The 23839-nt window shown below is 63.4% G+C and carries 19 protein-coding genes; 13 read left to right on the top strand and 6 right to left on the bottom strand.

The features are described 5' to 3' along the window. Positions 1–20 precede the first annotated feature (20 nt). On the bottom strand, positions 21–614 hold the full coding sequence (locus M1P90_RS33550; RefSeq protein ID WP_483700212.1) for a hypothetical protein: 594 nt from the start codon (positions 612–614) through the stop codon (positions 21–23). Between the two features lie 386 nt (positions 615–1000). Between M1P90_RS33550 and M1P90_RS33545 the strand changes: the two genes are divergently transcribed. The 3 genes from M1P90_RS33545 (at position 1001) to M1P90_RS33535 (ending at position 2540) form a co-directional block, all read left to right on the top strand. Continuing rightward, the gene (locus M1P90_RS33545; protein ID WP_483700210.1) at positions 1001–1585 is read left to right on the top strand and encodes a guanyl-specific ribonuclease; all 585 of its coding nucleotides are present in this window, start codon (positions 1001–1003) and stop codon (positions 1583–1585) included. Next, a complete protein-coding gene (locus tag M1P90_RS33540) occupies positions 1582–2001 on the top strand; it encodes a barstar family protein (protein ID WP_483700208.1) in 420 nt (139 codons plus the stop codon). Before M1P90_RS33545 ends, M1P90_RS33540 begins: the two co-directional genes overlap by 4 nt. A 356-nt stretch (positions 2002–2357) precedes the next feature. Then, positions 2358–2540, top strand: a complete 183-nt coding sequence (locus M1P90_RS33535; protein ID WP_483700207.1) for a hypothetical protein — start codon at positions 2358–2360, stop codon at positions 2538–2540. A gap of 66 nt (positions 2541–2606) precedes the next feature. Here the strand turns inward: M1P90_RS33535 and M1P90_RS33530 are convergent, their stop codons facing one another. Next, entirely contained in the window at positions 2607–5474 is a 2868-nt protein-coding gene (locus M1P90_RS33530; protein ID WP_483700206.1) for a CHAT domain-containing protein, read from the bottom strand. A 136-nt stretch (positions 5475–5610) separates the two neighbouring features. Here M1P90_RS33530 and M1P90_RS33525 point away from each other — a divergent pair, with 136 nt between their 5' ends. The 4 genes from M1P90_RS33525 to M1P90_RS33510 all read left to right on the top strand — a co-directional run bounded on the left by M1P90_RS33525 (position 5611) and on the right by M1P90_RS33510 (position 9376). Beyond that, entirely contained in the window at positions 5611–6378 is a 768-nt protein-coding gene (locus M1P90_RS33525; RefSeq protein WP_483700205.1) for a sigma-70 family RNA polymerase sigma factor, read from the top strand. Next, the gene (locus M1P90_RS33520) at positions 6368–7036 is read left to right on the top strand and encodes a zf-HC2 domain-containing protein (protein WP_483700204.1); all 669 of its coding nucleotides are present in this window, start codon (positions 6368–6370) and stop codon (positions 7034–7036) included. The genes M1P90_RS33525 and M1P90_RS33520 overlap by 11 nt, the downstream gene beginning before the upstream one ends. A 172-nt stretch (positions 7037–7208) precedes the next feature. After that, positions 7209–8018 (top strand): RNA polymerase sigma factor, encoded by an 810-nt coding sequence (locus M1P90_RS33515; protein ID WP_483700202.1) that lies wholly within the window; start codon positions 7209–7211, stop codon positions 8016–8018. 740 nt (positions 8019–8758) lie between these two features. Continuing rightward, positions 8759–9376: a hypothetical protein gene (locus tag M1P90_RS33510; protein ID WP_483700200.1), complete on the top strand. Its 618-nt coding sequence runs from the start codon at positions 8759–8761 to the stop codon at positions 9374–9376. A 114-nt stretch (positions 9377–9490) separates the two neighbouring features. On the opposite strand, the gene M1P90_RS33505 is transcribed toward M1P90_RS33510, so the two are convergent. The 3 genes from M1P90_RS33505 to M1P90_RS33495 form a co-directional block, all read right to left on the bottom strand. Then, positions 9491–11422: a glycoside hydrolase family 127 protein gene (locus tag M1P90_RS33505; RefSeq protein ID WP_483700199.1), complete on the bottom strand. Its 1932-nt coding sequence runs from the start codon at positions 11420–11422 to the stop codon at positions 9491–9493. 64 nt (positions 11423–11486) lie between these two features. Next, entirely contained in the window at positions 11487–12500 is a 1014-nt protein-coding gene (locus tag M1P90_RS33500; protein WP_483700197.1) for a LacI family DNA-binding transcriptional regulator, read from the bottom strand. 202 nt (positions 12501–12702) lie between these two features. Further along, positions 12703–12894 (bottom strand): hypothetical protein, encoded by a 192-nt coding sequence (locus tag M1P90_RS33495; protein ID WP_483700196.1) that lies wholly within the window; start codon positions 12892–12894, stop codon positions 12703–12705. A gap of 334 nt (positions 12895–13228) precedes the next feature. Here M1P90_RS33495 and M1P90_RS33490 point away from each other — a divergent pair, with 334 nt between their 5' ends. The 3 genes from M1P90_RS33490 to M1P90_RS33480 all read left to right on the top strand — a co-directional run bounded on the left by M1P90_RS33490 (position 13229) and on the right by M1P90_RS33480 (position 18870). Then, positions 13229–13876 (top strand): FHA domain-containing protein, encoded by a 648-nt coding sequence (locus M1P90_RS33490; protein ID WP_483700195.1) that lies wholly within the window; start codon positions 13229–13231, stop codon positions 13874–13876. 11 nt (positions 13877–13887) lie between these two features. Continuing rightward, a complete protein-coding gene (locus tag M1P90_RS33485; RefSeq protein ID WP_483700193.1) occupies positions 13888–16038 on the top strand; it encodes a WD40 repeat domain-containing serine/threonine protein kinase in 2151 nt (716 codons plus the stop codon). 228 nt (positions 16039–16266) lie between these two features. Beyond that, complete coding sequence (locus M1P90_RS33480; protein WP_483700192.1) at positions 16267–18870, top strand: S8 family serine peptidase; 2604 nt, start codon at positions 16267–16269, stop codon at positions 18868–18870. Between the two features lie 89 nt (positions 18871–18959). Here M1P90_RS33480 and M1P90_RS33475 read toward each other — a convergent pair whose 3' ends face one another. Further along, positions 18960–19667 (bottom strand): N-acyl homoserine lactonase family protein, encoded by a 708-nt coding sequence (locus M1P90_RS33475; RefSeq protein WP_483700190.1) that lies wholly within the window; start codon positions 19665–19667, stop codon positions 18960–18962. Positions 19668–20039: 372 nt separating this feature from the next. Between M1P90_RS33475 and M1P90_RS33470 the strand changes: the two genes are divergently transcribed. From M1P90_RS33470 to M1P90_RS33460, 3 genes are all read left to right on the top strand, one after another. Beyond that, a complete protein-coding gene (locus M1P90_RS33470; protein ID WP_483700189.1) occupies positions 20040–21830 on the top strand; it encodes an ATP-binding protein in 1791 nt (596 codons plus the stop codon). Between the two features lie 352 nt (positions 21831–22182). Next, the gene (locus tag M1P90_RS33465) at positions 22183–22584 is read left to right on the top strand and encodes a secondary thiamine-phosphate synthase enzyme YjbQ (RefSeq protein ID WP_483700188.1); all 402 of its coding nucleotides are present in this window, start codon (positions 22183–22185) and stop codon (positions 22582–22584) included. Between the two features lie 509 nt (positions 22585–23093). After that, entirely contained in the window at positions 23094–23828 is a 735-nt protein-coding gene (locus tag M1P90_RS33460) for an ABC transporter ATP-binding protein (RefSeq protein ID WP_483700187.1), read from the top strand. The last annotated feature ends 11 nt before the right edge of the window (positions 23829–23839 follow it).

Here is a 23839-nt window from a genome sequence, read left to right as displayed (position 1 = left end):
GGCGCACTGGCGCGGGCGGGTCAGGCGCGGGCGGCGATCATGCCCTGGCGGATGAGGGCGGGCCGCACGGCGCGGTACAGCAGCGGCGTGAGAATGAGCGCGATGATCCAGGTTGGCACGGCCACGCCCAGGAAGCCCGAGATCCACCAGGCCGCGAAGCCAGTACCGAAATCGGCGCCAAAGCGCGAGAACGAACCTTTTGTGAAGGGTGCGCCGAGCAGGCCCAGCCACGTAAACAGCGAAAACAGCGTCCACGACACCAGCAGCACAAAGCTAACAATGCCAATCACCTGCGCGGTGCTCAGCTCGCGGCCACCGCGGCCCAGCGTTTTGGTCAGGAAGCAGGCCACCAGGAAGCTGCCGCCGTGCGCCGGGATGTTCGCCAGCGGGAAGGGGCTGGAAGTGGCGAACATGGTCAGCAGGCCGGTGGCAAGCGCAATGCCGGTCAGCGCGCCCCAGCCCATGCTGGGCGCGAGCAGCATCGCCATCAGCACATAGATCGCAATGCTGGGCGCGAGCTGCGCCCCGCCGATCTGCAGGATACGGCCGGCGGTGTGCGCGATGAAAACGATTGCGAGGAATGCGGCGGCGAGCGCGATCTGGCGCGTGTTCATGGGGCCTCCATTTCGTGTGGCAACAAGCAGCAGCGGCCGAGGGCCGAGTGTGCGCGTTGTTCGCAGCGGTGCGACAAACCATGGAAATGCAGTTGGGTGCGCGTATTGTACGGCGAAAGCCGGGAGCGTGCAAGCGGCTGCGGTGCGCTGTTCACACGTTCTGAACTGGACACAGACGAACGCGAACGAACGCGGAAAGAACCTGCTCGTCCGTGTTTATCTGCGCCGGTCCGTGTCCAATTCGGCTATGGGACGCCGACGAACGCGGAAAGAACCTGTTCGTCCGTGTTTATCTGCGCCGGTCCGCTTCCAATCTGGTCGGGCAACCACACCGGATGCCGTCTCGGGTATAATGGCGCGGTGTGACGGATTGTATGAGGAAATGAATGGAGCGGGTGGCTCATTGGCGCGCAATCTGTTTGGCCCTGCTGATCGGCTGGCTGCTGGCCGGCTGCACGCTCCTGCCCGCTCCCGTGGCGGTTCGCCCGAGCGCCGCGCCAGCAACGGCGGCAGCGCGGCCAACTGCCAGACCCACAGCGCGGCCCACCGCCCGCGCCACTGCGCGACCGCCCAGCAAGGCCACGCCTACGGCGGCAGCGCGCCCAAGCACGAGGCCGGCCGCCACAGCGCGCCCAAGCACACGGCCCGCCGCAACGCCCAGGCCCGCGCCTGCCATCACGCCCATCGCCGGCTTCGACGCGGTGGCAGCCGGCGAGCTACCGCCCGAAGCGCGCGACACCCTGGCGCTGATTGCGCGGGGCGGGCCGTTCCCCTACCGGCAGGATGGCGCGATCTTCCAGAACCGCGAGCGCCGCCTGCCGCGCAAGCCCGCCAACTACTACCACGAATACACCGTCGAAACGCCCGGCTCGCCAGATCGTGGCGCGCGGCGGATCATTGCCGGCGGCGCGGGCGAGCTGTTCTACACCGCCGACCACTACGATACCTTTGTGCAGGTGATACCCGAATGAACGCAACACTTCGCGATCTGCTCGGCGGCGCGCTGCCGCCCGCGCTCTACACGCTCCGCTCGCGCGCGCAGGCCCCCGCGCTGGCGGCGGCGCTGGCCGGGCGCGGCTGGCGCTGCTTCACGCTCGATGGCACCGCAATCGACTCCAAGGCCACGTTTCTGGCGGCCAGCGCCGCCACAATGGCGTTCCCGGCCTACTTCGGGCACAACTGGGATGCCTTCGAGGAATGCGTGAACGACCTGAGCTGGGCGCCCGCCGCCGGCCACGTGCTGCTCTACGAGCAGGCGGCGCGCTTTGCCCGCGCCCAGCCCGCCGAGTGGGCCATCGCCCGCAGCATCCTGGCCGAAGCCGCCACGCGCTCGGCTGGCGCGGGCACGCCCTTCTATGTGCTGCTGCGCGGCGTGCGGGGGCGCTAAGGTTGCAGGTTTGCAGGTTGCAGGTTGCAGGTTGCCACCGGGGCGTATTGCATACGCCTGTTCGCAGGTTGCAGGTTGCCACCGGGGCGTATTGCATACGTCTGTTCGCAGGTTGCGGGGTGTAAGCTCAATCCCAAAACCCTAGACCCCAGACCCCTGCCCACTGCCTCCTGCCCACTGCCTCCTGCCCACTGCCTCCTGCCCACTGCCTCCTGCACACTGCCTCCTGCCCACTGCCTCCTGCCCCTGCCCACTGCCCACTGCCCCTGCCCACTGCCCCTGGCTGATACGTTTTTCGCGCCTCCCCTTCTTCTTCAGTGTAGTTCGCAGAACACACACGAAAGTGAAGGGGAGCCATGCGCAAACGACTGATCAAGGTTCTGGCGACCGGCACCGCCGCCCTGCTGCTCGGCATCAGCCTCGCGTTCGGGGCCAGCCGCCCGCCCACTGCCTATGGCGGCGGGCCAACCCCAACCCCCACTGCCGAGGGCACCAACAGCAACCCCGGCGGCGGCGGAAGCGGAACAGGCGGCGGTTAGCACACCGGGCGGTGTGCGGCAGGAGCAACCCTCCTCCGCACACCGTCCCGCTTTTATGGGCAGAAATCAGCGGCGCCAGCGACCCATGAGCATAAAGCCGCCCCAGTCAAATGGCGCGCTGGCCTCGCCGCCAGTGCTAGCCGCCAGCAGGGCACGCTGCGCATGGGCCAGCGCGCTGGCCGCATCGGGTTGTTGTGCCATGGCAGCGTACAGAGCATCGACAACGGCCAGCGCCGCTTCGTTCGAAACCGGCCACACGCTGGCGACAACGCCAGCAGCGCCGGCCACCAGCAAGGTGCGCGCCAGCCCAAAATGCTCTTCGCCGGGCAAGGTATCGACGGCAGCGCCATCGCAGGTGGCTAGCACCACCAGCGGATTATTGAGATTGAGTGCAGCAACTTCGGGCAGCAGCAGAGAGTCATCCCAAAGCTCGATGCGGGCAACCAGCCCGCGCCCGGGCAGCAGCTGGGCGTGCGTGGCGAAGTGAAGCAGACCGTAGCGCCGCAGCTCGCCACGCGCCGCCAGGGCCAGAAGTGCGCTGCGGGTGGCTTGCGCATCAAGCAGGGTGTGGCTGCGCCCCGGCCAGCGCCGGGCCACCAGCGCCGCTTCCTCGCCTACGGTTGCCAGCGGCAAAGCGCGCGTGCCGAACTCGCTGCAGCCCATAATCAGGGCATCGCCGCCAGATGTTGAGGCGCGGTTGCCAAGTGCCTGCCACGCCTGGAGCGACGGGGCCAGCTGAATAATCGCCTGCTCAACCAGCCATGTGTCGCCCAGGCGCAACACCGGCCAGGGCAGGCCATGCAGCGTGCCAGCCGGAACAATCAGCAGGTGGTGGTTGGGGTGCAGGCGCGCGCGCGCGGCTGGCGGTAGTAACTGATCGGCCAGGGCACGCGGGTGATTCCAGGCAGCTGGCGCGGGCTGGCTCGGCGCGCTGCCCCGGTAGGTGTAATGGCGGTATTCTGGCAAGCTTGCGCGCCTGATCAGCTGGGCGAATGCATCGTCTGCTGCGATCGAGTATTCCCACAAATCGCCGGGTGTCAGAACGTGCAGCAGCAAGGTGCCCGCATGCTCGGTGTAACACAGCGCCGTCCAGTCGTCGCCATAGGCTGTCGCAAGCGCATCGCGTGTGCGCGCAAGGTCGAAGCTGGGCGCGGCATCGCTGGAGCTTTCGGCCGGCGCGTATCGGTGCCGCGTGTGCAGCAGCAGCTCGCCATAGTCAGCCAGCACCCGGTCGAGCTGCTGATTCGCAGCTATGTCGCCATCGGCGGCGCTGGGCAGCACGCCGGTGATCGCGGCACGCAACGCATCGTGGCGGGCCAGATGGGGCGTTTCAACCATGCCGCGCTCGGCGGCCAGCAGGCGGCGCAGCACCAGTGCGCGCTGATCTTCGGCAATCGCCAGCACGGTTTCGGGTTCGTTGGCCGCCAGCGCCAGCCCAAGCGCCTCGGCGTGCAGATCGCTGGCGAGCTGGTAGACACTGCTCGAAATCGCCTCGGTCGCCAGCCGTTCGCGCAGGGCGGCAATCGTGCCGAGCGCGGCCCGGTAGCGATCCAGCGCCTCGGCCCGGTCGCCACGTGCCGCCGCACAGCGCGCCAGGCCGCCCAACGCGCGCCACAGGTGGTGTGGGTGCTGGGCAAGCGCCGGCTCAGCCTGCCGAAACAACGCCTCGGCTGTAGCCACATCGCGCCGATCAAGCGCGTGCTGGCCCTGTTCGATTGCGCAATCGGCCGCGCCAAGCTGGTTCTGGCCGGCCAGAAATTCCTGCCGGGCCTGCCGAAATTTTTCGGTGCTCGCGCGATACGCGCCAGTCGCTGCCAGCAGATTGGCCTGCTCCTGCCAGATTGGCGCAAGTTCGCTTTGCAGGCCCAGCTCGCGCGCGCGGGCCTCGCAATCGTGCAGCAAGGCATCGGCTTCGGCATAGCGCTTCTGGGCGCGATACACAGTGGCACGGTTACGGCGCGCTGCAATCGCTGATCCGTGGATGGCAGCAGTTTCAAACGTTGCTTCGCTGCGCAGATAATAGGCCAGCGCAGCTTCCCACTGGCCGGTGAAAAAGGAAAGGTTGCCAAGTTCAAGCTGAGTTTGGGCGATATGATGGCGTTGGCCCAGCTGCTGGAACAGCTCGAGCGCAGCGAGTAAATCGGGCAGGGCCTGGTGGTACTGGCCCTGGCGCATCAGGGCGCTGCCGCAACCGTGCAGGCTCAGCGCATAGCGCCGCGGCATTTTCAGCTGCTGAAAAATCTGCCGGGCCTGCCGGAAACCATGCAGCGCCTGCCCGAGCCGCTCGGCTTGCAGGTCGCTCCAGGCCAGCTCATACAGGCATTTGGCATGCTCAAGCGGGCTGTGCAGCGCCGCCGCAAGCAGCCCGGAACGGCGCAGCAGCTCCTGAGCGAGTTCTTGTTCATGCTGCGAAACCGCAGCAACCGCGCGCACGCGCAGCCAGCGCACCGTGTCGGTGTTTTGCGCCGCCATCATCGCGGGTTCGATGGCGCTGAGCTGGGCAGCGCCTTCGCGCACATTGCCGAGGATGTTGAAGAGAATCGCCCGGTACAGCTGGGCGCGATTTGCCTCAGCGGGGAGGCCAGCGGCAGCGAACTCGGTTGCAAGTGCCGCAAGCCGGGGCAACAAGTCGGGCCTGCCGTGCTGAAAAACATCGGCCATCAGCAAGGCCAGGCGGCAGCGCAAGCCGGCGGCCCGATCGGGCTGCTGGGCCAGCAGTTCCTGCGCGGCATGCAGCTGCGCGCGCGCATCGTCGAAACGCTCCCAGCAGAGCAATGCCCAACCGAGTGTATACGCCGCAAGTGGTGCATCGCCGCTGCCAGCACAGCGCGCCAGCGCCCGCTCGGCCAGCGCGACGGCACGGCGCGGGTCGCGCTCGGCGAGTGCCTGAATACGCGCACAGTGTGAAAGCGCATTTGTCGCATGCAGTGACATAGCCGCGTATTGTACCACGCCCGCAGCGCATCAGGGTGAAGAATTCTGAACTTTTGGGCCGACAATGAGCAGTTGACGGAAAATGCGCCACTGTGGTACCATTTCCCGCACAATTCTTGCGGGAAAGGGGCGCGCTGTGCCCACAACCGAACGCGCCGAGGTGCAGGCCGCGTGGCATGCGATGTCGCGCCGCTACGGCTGGTCGCTCGTTTCCAACGAAGCGGCATTCGTCGAGCGCGCGCTGATCGAGCGCCAGCAGCTCCAAGCGGCGGGCAAGCCAGACAGTGTTCGCGCATGTATCTGGCGGGTTTATGGGGCACTCATATACGAGCGCTTGCGCGAGCGAGATGATCTGGGCGCGCAAGAGTTGTGGAAACTATTCACTCGCACAGCAATGAAGCGCGGCACACGGCAGGATGTGGCGGAAGATATGGCGCAGGAAGCAGTGCTACGGGTTCTTGTGAATTTGCCGGCGCTTCGATCACCAGCAAGCTTTTTGACCTGGGCGCTGCGTATTGCAAGCACTGTGCGGCTCGAATTCGAAACAGCAAATGCCCGTGAGCACTCCCCTGATCCAACCCCAGAGCACGAAACACTTGACGAGCATGATTTCACGCAGGCTGTTGAGAATGGGCTGGCCGAGGCGGAGATTGTTGCCCGAATAAACGCTCGATTATCCAACCAGCTTGAACGGGCAGTTATCATTCGCGCCATGATTCATGGTGCTAAACCACGCGATATTGCGGCCGATCTGAACATTCCCGCGCCGCGTATTCGGCTGGCAAAATCGCGCGCAATTCAGCAGCTGAGCGGCGACGAAGAGTTTAAGGCTTGGCTGCGCAATCTGTATGGCGGCTCAGCGCGGGCCATGGGCGACACAGGAGCACCCAACGATGACGAATAAGCCCGAACCCAATGCTGCCGCCGCGCGCTTCTTGCGCGCCCTCGAAGCGCCCAACCCGCTCAGCTGCGAAGAAGCGCGTGAGCAGCTTCCTGCTTTTGTTGAAGCCGAGGCTGCCGGCCAGGATGTCGATGCCGACCCAGCCTTCGCAGCGCTGCTACAGCACCTTGATCATTGTGCCGACTGCATAACGCTGTACGAAGAGCTGGCGGCCAACTTCGAAGCAGCGCTCAATCCCGCCGAAACGCTGCCCGCGCTTTCGCCCGCGCCAACGTTTTTCTTGCCCGCCCGCCAAAGCCAGAACGTGATACTCACAGTGCTTGGCGCGCTGCACGAGGCCTTCCAGCTGCAACTCAACGTGCGCTTGCCAGCCACGGGGGCGCTCAGCGGCGCAGCGTCGGCAAACCTTTTCACCGACACGCTGGCTGAAGTGGCTGGCACGCCGCTGCTGCTTGTGTCGCTGGTGCCCGGCGCGGCCGGCCAGCCGCCCGATCTGCTGGTGGCAGTGCAGAACACCGCCAGCCGATGGCAGGTTACACTCGCCACCCCGGGCAGCAACCGCGACGCCAGCACGGATGCGCAGGGCATTGCGCGCTTTGCGGGCGTGGCCATCGCCAACGGCGAGCAGCTGGAACTGCGCGCTCACCCGCTGCCAACGTGAGGTAATTGCGAGAAATATAACAATTTATGCAGCTTGTACCATACAACGTGTAAAAATACTTGTATTTAAGAAAATAATATGCGATACTAACAAAATCCTAATTTGGTACTAATAAGTGGGGTAGGTGCGGGGCAGGGAAGCTTCTTTTTCCTGAAGCTCAGGTAGTACAATTATGCTGCACGACGCCGAGAATCATCGAACCTGCAAGTTGGTTGTCGATTCGCTCAATGCAACGCATAGCTGGAACTTATCGGTAAGCACGCTCCAGAACTATTACGAGTTTGCCATCACTGCCCTGGAACGCGAGCCTCAGCTCGTGGTAAACCATCTGCAAACACGCGTGCAGAATTACCACGCCGATCATCAGCATGTCGAGGCTATTTGCGACACGGGCCACGCGCAACACCAGAGCACAATGCTCGAGTTGCGTGCAACCCTCACGCGCATTCTTGCGAGCAAATCGGCAAGCGCCCACCGCCCCGACGACGGGCTGGCTGGCCTGGAAGATCTGGTGCAGAGCGCGCTTATCAATGTCTGGCAGAAGATCGATACTTTTGCCTACAAAAGCCGCCTGAACACCTGGATCCATGTCGTTGCTATCCGCCAGCTGCAGCAGGTTGCAAAGGTGCGCGCTACGCAAAAGCGCGCGCTCGGCGGCGAAGCGTGCTCGCTCGAAAAGCATATCGAGGATGGCGCGCCCCCGCCCGAAGCGCCCGACCTCCCGCCTGATGTTTCCGCGCTCGATGCTCAGTTGCGCGCACTGATCGAACATATTCTGCTGCAGCAGCGCGACGAGCGCCTCCTGACGGTGTTCGCGTTAAATTATGACAATCAGCTCACGCTGCGTGAGATCGGCAAAAAACTTCACCTCAGCCCGGCCCGTGTATACGGTATTATGCAACAGGCAATCAAAATCCTTCAACAAAACACCTCGTTGCGTGCCTGGTTCGGTAAAGATGACGATACGCTTCATCCGTCATAGCCGCGCTTCTATGGGCGTTAGAATTCAGGCCGAGCAATGTGCTCGGCCTGCTTTTATTATCTTTTATTATCAAGGATAGTAAACTTCTTTTACACCGCCATTTCTGCTACCGGCAGAGGCCGCGCTGCCAACCCAGCGGTTGCTGCTTGTGCTCCGAACGAATTTGCTCTGTATCTGCCCAAAACGCCATTTTACCCAAAGTCTTTCGCCGTTGCGCGCCGAATCCTATAGCAATTTGCAGCTGGCAGACGCCAGTGGGCGGTCGTATTTCCGCTCTACAACGCGTTTTCGCTAGGCGTGAATGATCAATTGTTCTGCAAGCCGCTGTAAGAAGCCTGCTATCGTAATGAGATAAACCACCAATTGGCCACAAAATTCCTTCCGATCGTAAAGCAGTTTGACGACCTGCCAAAAAATTCTTAAAATAAGTAAACAAAAAATACAAAAAAGCCTCTAACAAAATAACGGTCGTTAAACACAAATACCTAACGAACATCTTGCACTTAGTTTGGTCGCAATTGTATTGTAGGTACGAGGGGAATGCCGACAGTGGTTTGATGTGCATTAGGCACACGACGAACAAAGGATAAAACACGAACATGACTGCAGACTTGTTGCGATGCGATGAGGCGATGCACCATCTAGCGGTCGCGATCTCTATTGGCAACCCAGCATTAGTATCCGAGAATACGCGCCGTCATCTCAGCGAGTGCCCACTCTGCCGGGCCAGCATTTTGCTGATGTTCCGCGCAAGTGATATGGCACCGGCCCCACAATCGATTTCCTGCGACGAATGCCTGGAAGACCTGCCAGCTTTTATCGATCTCAAAGATGTCAATGCGGCCGAAGCGGCCCAAACCTACCCCGGCGTCTGGTGGCACCTCTGGATCTGCCCCGAGTGTTCCGAAACATATGCGCTGACCCGAACGCTGCTCGATGCTCACCAACCGTGGAACTGGGCGCTGCACCAGCCGGGCGCAGCAGCGCCGCTCGAATGGCTACGCCCGATCTGCGTTCCGCGCAACGATCTGAATGTGTTGCTGCCCAAGTCGTCCCCGCGCTCCACTGTTCGCGGTGCCGATCGGCGGCGCGTTCTTTCCGAAACGCTGGTTGACGAGGCAGGGGCGCACCTGTGCACCATATGGGCCACCGAGGCCGCGCCCGGCGATTACCAGATCGATGTCGAGAGCGTGGCGCCACTGGATTGTGTGATCGAGCTGCGCTGCGGCGACATATATCTGTACGCCGCGTTCGATGCGAAAGGCTGGGCGCGGCTTGGCATGGTGCCAGCGGCCCTGCTTACCGACCCGGCCGGGCCGGACCTGAACCTGGTATTCGTCGGGCCTGCAACAAATTAATCGGCGCAATTTTTTCCAATTCTCTTGGCTCACAAACAATCCCGGGGCGGCTTCGCAGCCACTCCGGGATTGTTTGTGTATGGCTTTATTCGCGGAAAAGGACAAGTGCTCGCGCTACGCCTCGGCAACTGGCAGCCACACGCGCATCCTGCCCGGCGCGCGATTGTCCCAGGCGTAGTAGGGGATGGCGGTGATCGGGCAGGCGCGCAGCTCGGGTGGCACCGTGCGGTACAGCTCGTCGTCGGCCCAGCCCTCGCTGGTGGGCGCGAGTGCCATGCCCGTCACCACCACCAGCCCGTCCAGCACATCGTCGCGGAACTCGCTGGCAAGCTCGGCGCTGGCGGGCAGCACAATCCGCTCGACTGGCACGCTCTGGTCGGCCTGCTCGACGCAGTAGATCAGCGGGCCGCGGCGCAGCGCCACCAGCCCCAGGTCGGGCGTGACGTCGGGGCGCGCGTAGAGCCGCTCGACCGGCATGGGCAGCGTCAGCACGACTTCGTCGCCATTGCTCCACTCGCGGTCGATCTGCAGGTAGCCACCCTCGGCCGGCGCATTCACCGGCGAGCCGTTCAGCAGCAGATCGGGCGCGCCGCTCCAGGCTGGCACGCGCATCCGCAGCGCAAAGCTGGCCGGCGCGCTGGTTGCAACGCGCAGCGTCACGCGCCCGTCCCATGGGTAGTCGGTCTGCTGGTGCAGCGTGACGTCCCGCTCGCCAAAGCGGAACTGCCCGCTGCCCTGCGCATACAGGTGCACCACGGCCTCGTGCTCATTCTGCGCATATACATACTCGCCCAGCGACGCAATGATGCGCGCCAGGTTGGGCGGGCAGCACGGGCAGGTGAACCATTCCGAGCGGTGGTGGGTGCCTTCGCTGGCAAGCGGGTTGTCGTAGAAAAAGCTTTCGCCATCGTGCGAAACACCACTGAGCACGGCGTTGTAGAGCGCCAGCTCAAGAATGTCGGTGTAGCGCCGGTCGAGGCCAAGCCGGAGCATGCGCTGCGCCCAGAACACCAGGCCGATGGCGGCGCAGGTTTCGGCGTAGGCGCTTTCGTTCGGCAGGTCGTAGTCGCTGGTGAAGCCCTCATTCTTAGCCGAGGTGCCAATTCCGCCCATCACATACATGCGCCTGGTGGTGAGGTGCCGCCAGATCGTAGCGCAGGCGTCGCGCAGCTGCTGGTCGCCTTCCGACGCGGCCAGGTCGGCCATGGCGCTGTAGAGGTACACGGCGCGCACCGAATGGCCGACCGCCTCGGTCTGCTCGCGCACCGGCAGGTGGGCCTGGTTATACTCGTAAGAGCGCGCCCAGAACTGATCGGGCTGAATGCCCCGCGCAATCGCTTCCTGGTCGAAGTAGTGCGGCTGCTGGCCGCGCTCGTCGACGAAGTAGCGCGCCAGGTCGTGGTAGCGCTGCTCGCCGGTGGCGCGCGCCAGGCGGATGAGCGCCAGCTCGATCTCGGGGTGGCCGCAGTAGCCGCGCTTCTGGCCGGGGCCGCGCCCAAAGGTTGCGCCAATGTAATCCGCGTAGCGGCACATTACGTCGAGCAGCGAGCGCTTGCCGGTGGCTTCGTAGTGCGCAACGGCGGCTTCGATCAGGTGGCCGGCGTCGTACAGCTCGTGCCAGTCGCGCAGGTTCGCCCAGCGCATCTCGGGGTCGACCGTTAGAAACCATGTGTTGAGGTAGCCATCGGGCTCCTGCCGCTCGGCAATCAGCGCGATGATCGCATCGAGCCGAGCATCGAGCGCGGGATCGGGGGTGGTGGCAAGGCTGTACGCGGCGGCCTCGATCCACTTCGCCACGTCCGAGTCCCAGAACATCACGGTGGTACCATTCCAGCGCCCGTCGCGGCGGGTGACCTCGGGCGAAGGGTTCCAGTCGCGCCGAAAGGCGTCGATGCGGCCAGTGATGCTGTTCTGTTTGTCGATATGCGGGATGGTGCGCTCGCGATTGATGCGCTGGCGCGGCCCCCAGAAGCGATCGGTGAAGCGAACGGCGGTGAAGGGCAGGGGCGTGTAGCGCGTGGTCGGTATGTCGGTGGTCGTTTCCAAGCTATGTTCCTTTCACGAGTATCGGATGCTAACCGATTAGAAAATACCCGCAATGCCACCCCGCTCAGGCCGAGGCGCGCCGCACCAGCTCGACCGGCAGCACGTCGGCCTGGGCGTTGTCGTCGTTGGGGTTAAGCACCAGGCTGAGCAGGCGCGTCGCGGCGCGCTGGCCCATTTCCAGCAGCGGAATGCGCACGGTCGTCAGTGGCGGGGCCGCGCCACTGGCCGCCAGCACATCGTCAAAACCCACCACCGCCAGGTCGGTGGGGGCACGAAGCCCACGTGCCTGTAGCTGTTCGAGCAGGCGCAGCGCAAAATCGTCGCTGGCGGCGGCCACCGCGCTGGGCCGGCCCGGAAGCTGCAGGAGCGGGCCGATCACCGCGTCGATCAGCTTGGGCGACCAGTCGTTGCCGCCGAAGATGAGCGACTCATCGGCCGGCAAGCCGTGGTCGGCCAGCGCGGCGCGGTAGCCTGCCAGGCGCGCGCGCGCCGTCGAGTAGCGCATGTCGCCGGCGATGTGCGCGATGCGGCGGTGGCCCTGCCCGATCAGGTAGCGCGTGGCCTCGTAGGAGCCGCCGTGGTCGTCGTAGGTGAGCGCGGGCATGCCAAAGCGCGGCGCGCCCGGGCGCTCGATACATACGCACGGCACGTTCGCGCCGCTGATCAGCTCAAGCAGGCCATCGGTGGCGGGCGCTTCCTGCACCAGGCGCAGCACCACCCCGTCGAGCCGTTCGCTGCGCAGCAGCATCTCGAAGGCGCGCAAATCTTCGCCGATCTGCATCGGGTAGACGAGCACATAGTGCTGTTGCTGTTTCAGCTCGGCGGTCAGGCCCGTCAGAATGCCCGCGCTGTATGAGGACGTGAACACATCCATGGCATTGTAGTCGTTCACCACATAGCCAATCGTGTTGGTACGCCGCGCACGCAGGCTGCGCGCCGATGCATTCGGGTGGTAATCGAGCTCGCGAATAGCGCGCAGCACGCGCTCGCGCACCTCGGGCGAGGTGCTGCGCGGCCCATTATTAATGACGTAGGACACAGCGGCGGTGGACACGCCCGCATGCTTCGCCACGTCCATGTGGGTCACTCGTTTTTTGGTCATGTCTTGGTTGGGGGCAGTGGGTTAATCGGTTAGATTATAGCGCAGGCCGCAGCGGTGTCAAGTGGCGATTTGCTGTGGCGCGTTTGGGAAGGGCATGCAGAAAGCGCACCCTGATGCCCTTCAGGATGCGCTTTGCAGCCAAAACCTATTGCGAACGCCGACGCGGGGCGGCGAATGCTTAGAGCGTAACAATGCCCAGCGCCATCAGGAAAAGGATGATCAGGCCGAGCAAGATGAATGGCATGCAGCCCAGGCGGCGGCGCGTTTCGGTGACCTCAATCGGCACATAGATCACCTGCGAGCGCGGCTCAGGGCGCAGCATCACAAACCCAACCACAGCGAGCACACAAATCAGCAGTACAGAACTCATACCCTTCCTCCTGTGCGGTTGAACGGCTTGCGTCGTGGCTCCGATGCAGTGGTGCGATGGATACAGTCTAGCCGAAACGCGCCAATTTGAGTTTATCCATTTTCCTTGCGACCTGCTGCCTGATTCTTCCATTTCTCGCCTTCCTGCTGATTCCTCCTGATTTCTCCTGATTCCTCCGCAATTCCTCCGGATTCTCCTGTTTTCCTCCTGATCGGCCTGCGCCAAGCGCGGCCATATCTGGTATACTAGGGGTTACCATCTTTTGTAGTATCTTGCATTTCCTTGCGCCCGTTGGTATTGCTGCTCGTTCTGCACTGCATCGAAAGGAACGAACGTGCCTACTGACACGAGCCCCTACGCGGGGAGTGCGAGGCTGCGCGCGCACGACGACGTCGTCCAGCCTGAAGAATTTGTACTCAGCGGCGCTTCTTGCCGCATTGGCCGCGACGCCAAAAACGATATTGTGATTGAGCGCGGGGCGGTTTCGCGCAAGCATGCCCTGATCGAGCACCACAATAATCATTTTGTGCTGCGCGACATTGGCAGCTCAAACGGCACGTTTGTGAATGGCCACCGGCTCAGCGGCGATCACCAGCTGCGCAACAGCGACCGAATTGGGCTGGGCAGCCCACAGCCGCTGCTTGAGTTCGTCGATCAGGAAACAACCGACCTTTCGCCACAAAAACTGCTGTTTCGCGCCTACGAGCAGCGCTTTGAGTTTCATGGTGTGCCGCTCACGCTTTCGCCCAGCCAATTGCACCTGCTGAAACACCTCTACGAGCGCCGCAACCTGTCGGAGATCTGCACGCACCAAAGCTGTGTGCTGGCGATCTGGCCGGGCGAAAAGTTCGATCCAGCCCGAATCGAGCTGGTGCATCGCAAGATCAGCGAGCTGCGGCAGAAATTCCGCGCGATCGACCCGGACAGCGATATCATTCAGTCGCGCCACGGCATCGGCTACTACCTCGACCTCAGTACATAGAAAGCCCACCCATGCTCAGGCAAGGCACGATTCTTCACCAGCGCTACCAGGTGCTGGAGCATATTGGCGACGGCGGCATGGGCGCGGTGTATCGTGCGCTCGACATGCGGCTTGATAATAATGTGGCCGTCAAGCGCATGCTGCTCAGCCCGCTGCCCGAGCGCGTGGCGGCATTTCAGCGCGAAGCCCGGCTGCTGGCGCGCCTGCATCACCCGGCGCTACCGGCAGTGCACGACCATTTCGCCGAGCAGGGCGACCATTTCCTGGTGATGGAATATATCGAAGGCCAGGATCTTTCCGAGCTGCTGCGCGCGAATGGCGGGCCGTTTGATGCGCGCACGGTGCTGCTTTGGGCCGATCTGCTGCTCGATGCGCTGAACTACCTGCATAAGCAGCAGCCCGCCGTGATTCACCGCGACATCAAGCCCCACAACCTCAAGCTCGCGCCAAACGGCCAGATTATGCTGCTGGATTTTGGGCTGGCAAAAGGCGCGGCTGGGGCGAATGGCGCCGATCACGAGGGGCGCAGCGTGCATGGTTTCACCCTGCAATACGCGCCGTTCGAGCAGATTCGCGGCGCGGGCACCGACGCCCGCAGCGACCTGTATGCGCTCGCGGCAACGCTTTACCACCTGCTCGCGGGCGTGCCGCCGCCCAACGCGCCAACGCGCGTGGGTGCACAGAATGATCATCAGCCCGACCCGCTGCCGCCACTGAATATTCGCGTGCCCAACCTGCCACCCGAAATCGACGCGGCGCTGCGCAAGTCGCTGGCAATGAAGCCAGAAGATCGCCATGCGAGCGCCGCCGAGCTGCGCGCCGAGCTGCGGGCAGCACCCACGCCACCGCCTGCGCTGCCGGTTGTGCCTGCGCGAACCCACGCCGAACCCACGCTGCCACCCCCCCACGCCAGCGAAAGCGCCGACTCGGTGAGTGTTTCCGCAGCGCCACGCGTGCCAGCACCTGCCCGCACTGCGCCACTGCTCATTCTGGCGCTGGTACTCAGCATTGGCATGCTGGCCCTGATGGTGCTGATCGCGGTCGCGCCAGGCACATTACGGCGCGTGCCATTCATCACCGATCCAGCGCAGCTTGTGAAAATCGCCGTGATTGCCTATATCGTCCTGCTGACGCTGTTTGCGCTTGGCTCGGGCGTGCGGCGGCATTCGAAGCGCGCGCTGGGCATGCACGCCGACACAATTCTGAGCGTGGCCTTTGCCCCCAACGGCGAGCTGATTGGCTCGGCCGCGAACGATGGCGCAATCCATATCTGGCGCACTGGCGGCGCAGCGCCGATTGTCTGCCGCGGGCACCATGGCCCTGTGCGGCAGATCGGCTTTACGCCCGCGAGCGACCTGCTGGTTTCGGGGGCAGACGACGGAACGGTGCGGATCTGGCAGGCGCGCGATGGCGCACAGCAAAGCATTTTGCACGAGCATCGCGGCCGCATTTCGTGCATTGCCGTGGCTGCCAATAGCCCGCTGCTGGCTTCTGCCGCCACCGATGGCACGATCATTGTCTGGGGGCTGCGCGAGCGCGCGCCGCTGCATACGCTGCAAGGGCACTCGCTTGGCACGGTGGGCCTGGCGCTTTCGCCCGACGGCGGCCGGCTGGCGTCGGCTGGCGAAGATGGCCGAATCCGCATCTGGAGCACGCGCAGTGGCGCGCTCATTCACACCCTCGCCGATCACACCGATGCCGTGTGCGAGATCGCGTTCAGCCCGGATGGGCGCACGCTGGCTTCGTGCGCGCGCGACACCAGTGTGCGGCTGTGGAATGTGCGCGATGGCAGGCTGCTGCACACGCTGCGCGACCACACGCTGCCGGTGAGCGGGCTGGCCTTCCACCCCGGCGGCGAACTGCTGGCCTCGCGCTCGGAAGACGCGACGGTGCGGCTGTGGAATGTGCGCGACGGCCGGCTGGTGCATACGCTGCGCGGCCACACGCGCTACATCAGCGGCATTGCCTTTGTTCAGGGCGGCGACACGCTGGCCAGCGCGTCGTGGGATGGCAGCCTGCGCCTGTGGGGCGTGCGCGACGGCCGGGAGCGCGGCACGCTGCTCGAACGCGGCGCGCGCATTCTGCTGCTTGCGGCCAGCCAGAACGGCAATGCGCTTGCCACGGGCGGGATGGATCGGGCCGTGCGATTCTGGCAGGTCTAAGCCGATTCCGGGAATCTGCCTGGCCTGCATGTATTTTTCGGCGCTGTTTCTGCTCTCTTTACTATCCAGTGAATATCCGTCCTTTCCCGAACCTTACGCAGCGAGCAGCGACGCTCGCGTATCGCGCTATGGCATATTGCTTGAATTGCCCGCCTGTACGTGCCCTTTCCTCACCGGACCGATGCCCTATCGGCCCGGCATGTGTGTTGCCGTAGTAAGGAGAAATTGGTGAAACGTCACGCGCTCATGTCCCTCGGCCTGTTGATCATGCTGATTGCGGCAAGCATCAGCACGGCCACGGCCAGTCCGCTGCTACAGGGTGGAAAAGGCGCAGCCATTCGCTTGAAGGGCGCAACCTTTGTGCCCAGCAGCGGCCAGCTGCCCGCGCTCGCGCCCGACCTGACCAGCGCCGGCCCGGCGGCTGGCCAGCGCGGCTACTACCTGGTGCAATTTCATGGCCCGGTGCAACAAGCATGGAAAGATCGGCTGGCGGGGCAGGGGATTGAGCTGCTTGACTATGTGCCAGATTATGCGTTCAAAGTGCGCATGACGCCTGCGCAGGCGCGGCAGGCCCGTTCGCTGGCAGACGTTGCCTGGGTCGGCGTGTTCCAGCCGGCCTACAAGCTCGACACCAAGCTCAAGCGCGCGGGTGCGCAGCTGTATCGCGTGCGCGTCGAGCGCGGCGCTGATGCAGCCGGGGCCATGGCCACTATTGCGCAAAGCGGCGCGCAGATCGTTGGGCGCGATGGCCAGCTGCTGCTTGTGGCAGCCGATTCGGCGCAGCTCAGCGCGATTGCGCGAGTAGACGATGTGGCGTGGGTCGAGAACTTCGCCCTGCCCAAGACGCTGGACGAGTATGCGCGTGGGATCATTGGCGCCAACGCGGCGAATGCTTCCCACTCGAATGGCTCGTCGTACGACGGCTCGAGCCAAACCGTGGCAGTGGCCGATACTGGCCTGGGCGGCGGCACCACCACAACCGCCCACCCCGATATCAATGGCCGGGTGACGCAGGTTTACAACTGGCCGGGCGTGACCGACTCCTGCTTCAAGACTATCACCGACGACGGCGCGCAGGATGTCGATAGCGGCCACGGCACGCATGTGGCTGGCTCGGTGCTCAGCAACGGCGCGAACAGCCCGGGCGGCCAGGGCAAGGGCGTGGCCCCAGCGGCGCATCTGGTATTCCAGGCAACTGAAAACTGGGTAACCACGTCGAGCCTGTGCAAAAGCCTGTATGGCTACCAGAACGGCTACTACCTGACGGGCCTGCCAGCCGATCTGCACACGCTGTTCCAGCAGGCCTACGACGCGGGCGCGCGCATCCACTCGAACTCGTGGGGCAGCGCTTCGGCCGGCGACTACACCACCAACAGCGCGAATGCCGACGATTTCATCTGGGGCCATCGCGACATGCTGATCACCTTCTCGGCCGGCAACGAAGGCGCCGACGCCAATAACGATGGTGTGGTCGACAACGACTCGATCGGCTCGCCGGCAACCGCCAAGAACGTGCTGACCGTGGGCGCGAGCGAGAACGACCGCCAGGGTAACTACCAGTGCGACACTGGCCTGGCCTATGTTTCGCACGATACGACCTACCAGAGCGGCCAGACCTGTTCGAGCATGGGCGGGCAAAACGCGCTCGGCACGCCCGGGCAGCGCTGGGGCTTCACCACCCCGCCGATCTCGACCGACCCAACCGCCGGTAATTCCGGGCAGATGGCGGCCTTCTCCAGCCGCGGCCCAACCGACGATGGCCGCATCAAACCCGACGTGGTTGCGCCCGGAACGTGGATCCTGTCGACCTACTCGGGTAAATACCGCGAGGGCTACGGCGACCCGATCAACCCCAAGAACAACGCCTACCAGTCCGACGGCTGGGGCATGCCGGTGAACCCGTACTACAAGTATTTCGGCGGCACCTCGATGTCGAACCCGCTGACGGCTGGCGCAGCCGCCGTGGTGCGCGATTTCTACCAGAAGGCCTATGGCGCGAACGCCAGCGCCGCGCTGGTGAAGGCCACCCTGATCAACTCGGCCGTCGATATGCTCGACGAGAACAACGACGGCGCGAACGACAACGACTTCCCCATCCCGAACGTACACGAGGGCTGGGGGCGCATCAACATCGGCACGGCGACCGACGGCTCGGCCCAGTACGACGACACGCGCTCGGCCACGACTGGCAGCAGCACGGCCTACACGGCCAGCGTCGCCACGGCCGGCGCGCTGAAGATCAGCCTGGTGTGGAGCGACTACGCCTCAACGGCGGCGGCGGCGGCCAACCTGGTCAACAACCTCAACCTGACCGTGACCGCGCCGAACGGCACAACCGTGTATCGCGGCAACGTCTTCGCTGGCGGCTGGTCGGCCACGGGGGGCAGCGCCGACACGGTCAACAACGTCGAGAACGTGTATGTCCAGTCGGCTGCGGCGGGCACGTGGACGATCACGGTCAGCGGGGCGAACGTGCCGAATGGCCCGCAGCCTTTTGCGCTGGTGGTTCGCGGCGCGAGCAGCCTGACTGGCCCGGCGGTGGTGTCACCACCGGCTGCGCCAAGCGGCCTTGCGGCCACAGCCGCCTCGAAGACGCAGATCAACCTGAGCTGGGTCGACAACTCCAGCGATGAAACTGGCTTCCAGATCGAGCGCTCGACCAGCGCAACCACCGGCTTCACCCAAATTGGCACGACTGCCGCCGGTGTGACCACTTTCCAAAGCACGGGCCTGACTGGGAACACGACCTATTACTACCGGGTTCGCGCGACCAACGCCAATGGCAACTCGGCCTACTCGAATACTGCCAGCGCCAAGACGCCGCGCAAATAGGGCCTGTTTGCTCCTCACCACGCGAAACCCCTGGCCAGTTTCCTGGCCAGGGGTTTCGTTGTTCGCCTTCAGTGGCTGCGAATGGTGCTTTACTCGTAAAACGCTGGCGCTTTTTTGAGCGTGTCCCACTGATCTTTGTCATGGCCGAAAATCACCAGCCCGATATGCTCCTGCTCGACAAGATCCAGCAGCTTGATCGTGCTGGCGCGGGTCGCTTCGCCATCCGGGCTCCCGCCGTCGTCCTGCGGGTCGCGGGTAAAACCCTCACCGAAGGGTACAGCGTCGATTGTCAATAACACCGCCCCGGTTTTGGGCAGCCGCAGCAGCACCGATTGATGCCCAGGCACATGCCCGCTCGTCTCAATCAGCTCCAGCCCCGGCAGCAGCTCCGTGTCGCCATCCACCAGCCGAATGCGCTCGATTGGCTGATCCCATTGCGGCCGAACGAATTCGAAACGCGGGTTGCTGGCCGCATCCTCGTGATGCGCACGCTGCACCACATACTGCGCCTTCGTGAATGCCGCGTGCCTTCCAGCGTGGTCGCCATCATAGTGCGTCGAAACGACGGTATCGATATCCTCAGGTTTCAAGCCAAGGCTTGCAAGCTGCGCGATAACGTCCTGCCCATTTTCGAACTCCGATTCTCCTTCTGGCAAAACCTCGGGCAGACCACTGTCGATCAGAATATTCCTGCCGTCGCCCGTTTGCACCAGATAGCACACAATCGGGATGTCGTATTCCGGCATGGACCCAACCTGCATAAGATAAAGACGCTGCACGGCATTCTGGCTCATCATCACACCTCCAAAAAAGAAACCGGCGAGGCACATGGGCAAGTATGAAACGGCCGCATTTCGAAAGAGAAATAATGCTTCGACCCAATGAAATTGCCGTTATCACGTGACAGGATTAGATCATACGTTCTGAAACCTGTCAATGCCAGATGTCGCCTTCCAAAACATTTGCGTCTTCTGCGCGCTTTGCGCTTTAATACCCTGCCGTCGTTTGTCGCATACAGAACATTCGTTCGATTAACTATTTACACCTTATTGTCAATACACTCTTGACATCCCGCACATGGGTGCTATACTCGGAACAAATGTTTCGCAATTTTGTTCGCACTAAACCAAGCCAGAGAATTCGCCGCGTTGAGCAGGAGCGAGGCAGCCATGCGCCACATCCGCGAAAGCCAGGAATCACCGCCGCAGCGCAGCACACTACCTGCGCCCACGCTCGCCGCGCCCATCGCGGTGATTGGCAGCCCAAACTCCACCACCAACTTCACGGTCGATATTCTCGAAGCCGCCCGCGACCGCGCGCTCGACCACGCCTGGGTGACGTTTGAAGTTGCCGAGCGCTTCAACGGGCGCACCTACCGCAAGCGCGCGCTGTGCCAGCTTGGCGGCATTGTGACGCGCAACCGCTGGCATGAAGACCCGGTGATTCGCGCGGTGATCAAGCACCAGGGCGCGCTGCCAGCACTCTCGGGCGAAAGCGACCTGACCTCGGCGCAGCTTGGCGCGCTGGGCGTCTTCCTGCTCGACGACAACGGCCACGTGCTGCGGCGCACCACCCTTTCCACGCCGCCACCTTCTGGCACGCCCGTCTACCCCGCCGACGCCGCGACCCTGCAAGACCTGGTGCATACCGAGCCGGGCATTTTCTACGCCGGCCAGTCGCCCGGCGATGGCCTGCCCGTGCCGCTCACGCTGCGCCATTTCGGCAGCACCGAGCAGGGCGGCTTTGGCGAAGCGGTGATGCTGGGCATTTTCGGGCAGACGCGCAGTGGCAAGAGCATTCTGGCCGCGCAGGTGCTGGCCGGCTTCGCCGCCAACCGCGACCTGGGCATCCTCGTGCTCGACCCACAGGGCGAGTTCGGGCGCGACCGCTTTGCGGCGGGCGATCATCGCGTCGATTTCAGCATCAGGCGCATGATTGGCGGCCTGCGCGTCAAGCGCGAAGTGACGGTGCTGACCACCGACGAAGTGGCGCTGGAGGGCTGCGAGGCTTTTACCGAGCTGCTGCGCCGCACCGGCTTTTTCGAAAGCCTGGGCTTCAAGGGCGCGAACAAAGAGCGCGAGGCCGCCGAGCGCCTGGCCAGCCTGCTGCAAGAGCTGAGCGACGGCCACGGCAAGCACCGCCCCATCCGGGACCTGCGCGCCGCCGACATGGCCGCGCTGGTGAAAGACCTGGCGCGCTTTGCCGACGTGATCTACGCCACGCGGCCGGGCACCACCCCCGGCGAAGGCGCGCGCGCCGCCGACGTGCTGGCGCGTTTCAACCTCGACGAGGCGCGGCTGCGGCGGCTGTGGGACGATGCGCTGCGCCACTTCCGCACCGATGGCCCGGTTGGGCGCGTGCCGCTCTCGCAGCTAATCGCGCGCGTGCTGACCGAGCGCGCCGTGGTGGTGCTGTCGTTCGCGCAGGAAGGCGCCGACGAAACACCTTACTTCCTGCTCAACGAAATTCTGACCCGTCTGCGTTATGTCATCCACCGCTCGTTCCAGAGCGGGCAAAGCTCGAACGCGCTGGTGCTGCTGGACGAGGCGCACCTGTTTGCCGGCGAGCACGCCAGCGAATCGAGCGACGGCTCGCGCACGCGCAGCCTGCTGGCGCAAAGCATCCGCATGACTGGCAAGTACGGCGTGGGCTGGATGTTCGTGACGCAGACGCTGCACGACTTCGACAAAACCATTCTGCGCCAGCTGCAGGTGAAAATCTTCGGCCAGGGCTTCAAGCTCGGCGCGGATCGCGAGTATGTCGAAACCGAGCTGGGCAAAGAAGGCTTTGCGCGCTACTGTTCGCTGCCCGACCCCAAGCGCACCGGGCGCTACACCTTCATGCTCACCGGCCCGATTGTGGCGCTGGGCAGCCTCGGCACGCCACTGGTGCTCCAGGGCTTTCGCGGCGTCGACGACCTGGTGCGCGCCAACCCGCACTGCTTCGACGCGGCGCTGTAGCGGCTTTTATAGCAGTTTGCAGTCGGCAGGATGCAGGCGGAAGTTGCATTTCCGCTCTGCAACGCGCTTCTCACCAGTACCTGAATGGTCAATAGTTCTGCAAAACGCCGTAATCCACAGATTTCGCAGATTACACAGATATGAGGTCTCTCATCTGCGTCATCTGCGAAATCTGTGGATGATTTATTTGGGCCTTTGATAAAGCCTTGTCCAAGCTTCATGTGCGTGGCCAGATGGATTTGGTAGTACACTGAGATATACCAAACTGGCGAATACGCACTACGCACTACGCACTACCAAGCCAAACACCGGCATAGAGATTTTCCAGCACATTTGGATGAGAGGAATAAGTATGCTTCACGAGCTGAGCGTGCGCACGGCTGCACAGGAATGCATGGTGAATATAACGGCCGAGGTGGCGCGCGTAGTGCATGAAAGTGGCATCGACGCGGGCACGGCGCTGCTGTACGTGCCACACACCACCTGCAGCATCACCATTCAGGAAAACGCCGACCCGGGCGTGCAGCACGACATGCTGCTGCTGCTGCGGCGCATCGCCCCGCGCGACGACCCGCGCTACCGCCATATCGAAGATAATTCGGCTTCGCACTTGCAGGCCAGCGCGATGGGCTTTTCGCATTTTGTGTTTGTGGAACAAGGCCAGCTTGTGCTGGGGCGCTGGCAGGCGATCTACCTGGCCGAGTTCGACGGCCCGCGCACGCGGCGCGTGCTGCTCAAGCTGCTCGAAGACTGAGCGCGCATTCAGCGCAGGGCTTGGTTCTCGGCCCTCGGTTCGGACGTATGCAATACGCCCTTCGCTTGGTTCTTGGTTCTGTGGTTCGGACGTATGCAATACGCCCTTCGCTTGGTTCTTGGTTCTTGGTTCGGACGTATGCAATACGCCCTTCGCTTGGTTCTTGGTTATGTGGTTCTCGGCCCTCGGTTCGGGCGTATGCAATACGCCCTTCGCTTGGTCCTTGGTCCCGTAGTTCTCGGTTCGGACGTATGCAATACGCCCTTCGCTTGGTTCTTGGTTCTCGGTTCGGACGTATGCAATACGCCCTTCGCTTGGTTCTCGGTTCTCGGTTCGGACGTATGCAATACGCCCTTCGCTTGGTTCTTGGTTGTTGGTTCTCGGTTCGGACGTATGCAATACGCCCTTCGCTTGGTTCTTGGTCCTTGGTTCTTGGTTCGGACGTATGCAATACGCCCTTCGCTTGGTTCTTGGTTCTCGGTTCTGTTTTCGAGCTAGGACACAACGATATGATCGAAGTGCAGCATCTGCACAAATCGTTTGGCGCGATCACCGCTGTCGAAGATGTGTCGTTTGGCGCACGCGACGGCCAGATCACCGGGCTGCTTGGCCCAAACGGCGCGGGCAAAACCACCACGCTGCGCATCCTGTACACGCTGCTCGCGCCCGACTCGGGCCGCGCCCTGGTGGATGGCCGCGACTCGGCCGCCGACACAATGGCGGTGCGCCAGCGCATTGGCGTGCTGCCCGACAATCGCGGCCTGTACCCGCGCCTGACTGCGCGCGAGCATATTCGTTACTTCGGGCAGTTGCACGGGCGCGGCGGCAGCGCGCTGGAAAAGCAGATCGACGCGCTGATCAAGCTGCTCGACATGCAGGATATTGCCGACCGCCGCACCGAAGGCTTTTCGCAGGGCCAGCGCGTCAAAGTGGCACTGGCGCGCGCGCTGGTGCACGAGCCGCAAAATATCATGCTCGATGAGCCAACCAACGGCCTGGACGTGATGAGCACGCGCGCGCTGCGCACCTTCATCCGCCGGCTGCGCGACGAAGGCAAGTGCGTGCTGTTTTCCAGCCACATCATGCAGGAAGTGGCTGCGCTGTGCGACCGCGTGGTGGTGATCGCGCATGGCCGCGTCACTGCCGACGGCACGCCCGACGAGCTACGGCGCGCAACGCATCAGGAAAGTCTGGAAGACGCATTTGTCGCCGCGATTGGCACCGACGAAGGCATTATGCTCTAGCGCTGCGCGGC

The sequence above is a fragment of the Kouleothrix sp. 19917 genome (assembly GCF_057073505.1).
Note: the sequence above shows the minus strand (reverse complement) of the source record. Positions and strands in the feature narration are given on the sequence as shown.